Source organism: Intestinibacter sp. (assembly GCF_022780145.1).
Taxonomy (GTDB): domain Bacteria; phylum Bacillota; class Clostridia; order Peptostreptococcales; family Peptostreptococcaceae; genus Intestinibacter.
Genome location: NZ_JALEXO010000317.1, coordinates 1 through 5,056, shown reverse-complemented (window position 1 = coordinate 5,056; position 5,056 = coordinate 1). Strand labels below are relative to the sequence as shown.

Sequence of the window (5,056 nt, the reverse complement as noted above, 5' to 3'; positions counted from 1 at the left end):
AAAATAGCCTAACGGCTAATGCGAACTATTTTTTATAAAATCCACCAAATTTTCGTGTGAATTTGATGGTTTATTTGTTGTGCCTAAAAGTACAATATAAAAATAATTCTAAAAACTATTGACTTTTACTAGCTGGTCTTTTAATTTTTGTTATTTATTTAATTATTGAATTTATTATTTTTATATAAATTAATATTCCATTTTAAGACATATTTTATAGTTTTTATACAATAATTACTTCTTTATCTTTAAATTATAGTACTTAATTTTATAATTGCTACTATAAATTTTATAATTTAAAAATAAAGTTGAAATTTTAGTAATAAATTGGTAATATTAAATTATAAATATACTGAATATTTGGGGGTGGATGAGTGCTGGTGTGCTCTCTAGTCTTCAAAACTAGTACGAGGAGTTAGGAGCTTCTTAGGTGGGTTCGATTCCCACCCGTTCCCGCCAGTTTGCTGAAATACTAATTTAGATAAAATTAGTATTTTTTTTGAAATAAATTATGTTAACTTTTACATTTAATAATTAATTATTACAAAATATTACAAATTTTATTTCATTAATATTTTATAAAAATGCAATACGTTAATATAATTACGGCAAATATAAAAAAATATTTTGTTAAATTTTAAATATAATTTACATTATTTGTTTTTATAACAACAGAAATTTTTTTTATAAAATAATAAAATAGAATATGATAGAGTTATATTTCTTTATCATTTAATTGGAGACTAAAATAAAAAATACACCCTTAAATTTTAGTCCCCAATAACTTTTTTATTTTGATATAAATTTATATATTGCATTTGAAAAGTATATTCTTTGCTATGCATAAATATAATTATATATATTCCACCCAAAATTAATTAATAAAGGAGGTAAAACAGTATGGAAAAGAAAGTTTTAACGACTTGTCCTTACTGTGGTGCAGGATGTCAATTTTACCTAGTTGTTGACCAAGAAAAGAATCAAATTCTAAGAAGCGAACCTGCAAACGGTAGAACAAATCAAGGCACTCTTTGCTTAAAAGGCCATTATGGATGGGATTTCCTAAATGACCCTCAAATTTTAACACCTAGACTTACTAAGCCTCTAATAAGAAAAAATGGAGTCTTAGAAGAAGTCGAATGGGAAGAAGCGATCACTTATACTGCCGATCGCTTAAATGAAATCAAACAAAAATACGGTCCTGATGCAATTATGGGTACAGGATCTGCCAGAGGGCCTGGTAATGAAGCAAACTACATAATGCAAAAATTCATGAGAGCCGCAGTTGGTACTAATAACGTAGACCACTGCGCACGTGTCTGACATGCTCCTTCTGTAGCCGGTCTGGCTTACTCATTAGGTAGCGGAGCTATGTCTAACTCTATACCAGAAATTGAAGATGCTAATTTATTATTAATCTTTGGATATAATGGAGCAGATTCACATCCAATCGTTGCTAGAAGAATAGTAAGAGCAAAAGAAAAGGGTGCAAAAATAATAACAGTTGACCCTAGAGTCACTGAAACTGCTAGAATTTCTGATATGCATTTACCTATAAAGGGTGGTACTAATATGGTACTTGTTAATGCATTCGGAAATGTTTTAATCAACGAACATTTATATGATGAAAAATTTGTAAAAGAACATACAGATTACTTTGAAGAATACAAGAAAATAGTTGAACCTTATACTCCTGAATACGCAGCTAAATACACTAATATACCTGCTGATGTAATCAGAAAAGCTATGAGAGAATATGCAACTGCAAAAGACTCTATGATACTTTACGGTATGGGTGTTTGCCAATTCTCACAAGCAGTTGATGTTGTAAAAGGTTTAGCATCACTTGCATTACTTACAGGAAACCTTGGTAGACCTAATGTTGGTATAGGTCCTGTTCGTGGACAAAACAACGTTCAAGGTGCTTGCGATATGGGTGCATTACCAGATTCATATCCAGGATATCAAAAGGTAACTAACCCTGAAGTAAGAGCTAAATTTGAAAAGGCTTGGGGCGTTAAACTTCCTAGCGAAGTCGGAGTTAAATTAACAGAAGTTCCTCATGCAGTACTAGAAGAACATAAGATAAAAGCTTACTATATCTTCGGTGAAGATCCAGTACAAAGCGACCCAGATGCTTCAGAAGTAAGAGAAGCACTTGACGCATGTGAATTTGTAGTTGTTCAAGATATATTCATGAACAAAACTGCACTTCATGCAGATGTTGTATTCCCTGCTACATCTTGGGGTGAACATGATGGTGTTTATTCTTGTGCTGATAGAGGATTCCAAAGAATCAGAAAAGCAGTCGAACCAAAAGGCGACGTAAAAACTGACTGGCAAATAATTTGTGAAGTTTCTACTGCCATGGGTTATCCAATGCACTACAACAATACTAAGGAAATTTGGGACGAAATGAGAAGCTTAACTCCTAGTTTCTTCGGTGCAACTTATGAAAAAATGGAAAAATACGGCTGTATCCAATGGCCATGCAGAAGTGAATCTGATGATGATAGAGGTACTATGTACTTACATAAAGATGGTATTTTCTCTACTGATAATCATAGAGGTAAATTATTCGCAGCTGAATGGAGACCTCCATACGAAATAGAAGATGAAGAATATCCATTTAGTTTATCTACAGTAAGAGAGGTTGGTCACTATTCAGTTAGAACAATGACTGGTAACTGTAGAGCACTAGCCCAACTAGAAGATGAACCTGGATATCTTCAAATAAACGACCAAGATGCTGAAAGACTTGGTATCAAAGAAAATGAAATTATCAGAGTAAGCTCTAGAAGAGGTAGTGTTTTAACAAGAGCATTAGTTACAGATAGAGTTCAACCAGGTGCTACATATATGACTTACCAATGGTGGGTAGGTGCTTGTAACGAACTTACTATCGCTAGTCTTGATCCAGTTTCAAAAACTCCAGAGTACAAATACTGTGCTGTTAAGGTTGAAAAAATAGAAGATCAAGCTTGGGCTGAACAATGTATCAAAGACACTTATCAAGATTTAAAGGATAAAATGTCTAATAAAAAAGCTTAGCCTGTAAATTTAAATGTGAACTATACTATCGAGAGGTGGAGAAATTATGAAAAATAAATTAGGTTCATTTGTAGTTGCTGACCCTAGTAAATGCACTGGCTGTAGAGCTTGTGAAGTTGCTTGTTTCGCTACTCACAATGAAAATAATAACGTAGGATTTACAGTTGGAACTGTTGAAGTTCCTGTAATACCTAGACTTTATCTAGTAAAAGATGAAGCCGTATGTATGCCAATACAATGTAGACATTGCGAAGATGCTCCTTGCTTAAATACATGTCCAGTACAAGCAATTTCTAGAATCGATAATTCAGTAATTGTCGATGAAATAAAATGTATCGGATGTAAAACATGCTTACTTGCTTGTCCTTTTGGAGCTATAGATTTAATGACCCAATATATAGATGGTAAACCTGTAGAACAAAGAGCAATTGATGAAAGTAATAAGATTGCTTATAAATGTGATTTATGTAAAGGTAAAGATAAAAAGGCTTGTATAAATGCTTGTCCTAATCAAGCTTTAAAACTTGTTACTCCTTTAGAAGATAAAAAAGCTAAAAATATAAAAGCTGCTATGAGCTTATTATCAACTAATAAATAGGAAAAGGAGGATGAGAATATGATAGTTAATATAGATAAAGATTTATGTACAGGATGTCAAGAATGCGTTAAAGTATGTCCAGCATATGCAATAACTGGCGAACCGGGAAAACCACAAGAAATCAATCCCGACAGATGTGTCGTATGTGGACAATGCGTTCAAGTCTGTAAATCATATGCATCTATTATAGATTATGGACCAGAATTTGTACAAAATAAAAAAGAAGAAAGAAAAATACCTAAAGTTATAAACGAACCATTATTTGCAGCAAACAATGTATGCGACGTTGACAAAGTTAAAGCTGCTTTAAAAGATCCTACTAAAATAACAATGGTTCAATGCGCTCCAGCTGTTAGAGTTGCACTTGGAGAAGAATTTGGAATGGACTTAGGTTCTTTAACTCCAGGAAAAATGGCAGCTGCTTTAAAAGCACTTAATTTTGACAAGGTTTATGATACAAACTTCGCAGCCGATTTAACAATAATGGAAGAAGGAAATGAATTAATTAAGAGAGTTACAACTGGTGGCACTCTACCTATGTTTACCTCTTGTTGTCCTGCTTGGGTTAAATTTATGGAAAATAATTATCCTGAATTGACAGATCACTTATCTTCTTGTAAATCACCTCAACAAATGGGTGGTGCTGTATTTAAAACTTATGGAGCTAAAATAAATAATATAGATGCAAAAGACATCTACAGTGTTTCTATAATGCCTTGTACATGTAAAAAATACGAATGTGATAGACCAGAAATGAACTCAAGTGGATATAGAGATGTAGACGCTGTTTTAACTACTAGAGAGCTTGCTTATTTGATAAAAGATGCAGGTATTGATTTCAATACTCTAGAAGAAATCGACTTTGAAAGCCCACTAGGTGTTTATACTGGTGCTGGTACTATATTCGGTGTAACTGGTGGTGTTATGGAAGCTGCTCTTAGAACTGCATACGAAGTTATAACAGGAGAAGAAATACCAAGTATAGATATACCTGCAGTCAGAGGTTCTGAAGGCTTTAGAACTGCCGAAATAAAAATTGGGGATTTAACTTTAAAAGTAGGTATAGTAACTGGCCTTAAAAATGTAGTCCCTGTTTTAGAAGATCTAAAAGCAGGAAAACTTGACTTACATTTTATAGAAGTTATGACTTGTCCTGTTGGATGTGTAAGTGGTGGAGGTCAACCAAAACTATTACTAGAAGAATATAGACAAACTGCATATAAAAATAGAACTAAAGCTACTTATATGCACGACTCTAATTTACCACTTAGAAAATCTCACACTAATCCAGAGATTACTAAGATATACTCAGAGTTCTTAAAAGAACCTCTAGGAGAAATTTCTCATCACTTATTACATACTAAATATTGTATTGGAAAGGAAGTGACTAAGTAATGAATTATTTCG

At 32.8% G+C, this 5,056-nt stretch carries 3 protein-coding genes and 1 tRNA gene; all 4 read left to right on the top strand.

Annotation, left to right across the window (positions count from 1 at the left end; all coding sequences use genetic code 11):
- Positions 1-362: 362 nt before the first annotated feature.
- The 4 genes from MR593_RS12020 (at position 363) to MR593_RS12005 (ending at position 5,044) form a co-directional block, all read left to right on the top strand.
- Positions 363-459, top strand: a tRNA-Sec gene (locus tag MR593_RS12020).
- Between the two features lie 441 nt (positions 460-900).
- On the top strand, positions 901-3,051 hold the full coding sequence (gene fdhF / locus MR593_RS12015) for a formate dehydrogenase subunit alpha (protein WP_290693248.1): 2,151 nt from the start codon (positions 901-903) through the stop codon (positions 3,049-3,051).
- Between the two features lie 46 nt (positions 3,052-3,097).
- Positions 3,098-3,649: a 4Fe-4S dicluster domain-containing protein gene (locus MR593_RS12010; protein ID WP_290693245.1), complete on the top strand. Its 552-nt coding sequence runs from the start codon at positions 3,098-3,100 to the stop codon at positions 3,647-3,649.
- 18 nt (positions 3,650-3,667) lie between these two features.
- Complete coding sequence (locus tag MR593_RS12005; RefSeq protein WP_290693242.1) at positions 3,668-5,044, top strand: [FeFe] hydrogenase, group A; 1,377 nt, start codon at positions 3,668-3,670, stop codon at positions 5,042-5,044.
- Positions 5,045-5,056 lie beyond the last annotated feature (12 nt).

Bases quoted from the DNA above. Each gene is read 5' to 3' on its own strand.
- MR593_RS12005 (WP_290693242.1), top strand. From the start codon at position 3,668: ATGATAGTTAATATAGATAAAGATTTATGTACAGGATGTCAAGAATGC.
- MR593_RS12010 (WP_290693245.1), top strand. From the start codon at position 3,098: ATGAAAAATAAATTAGGTTCATTTGTAGTTGCTGACCCTAGTAAATGC.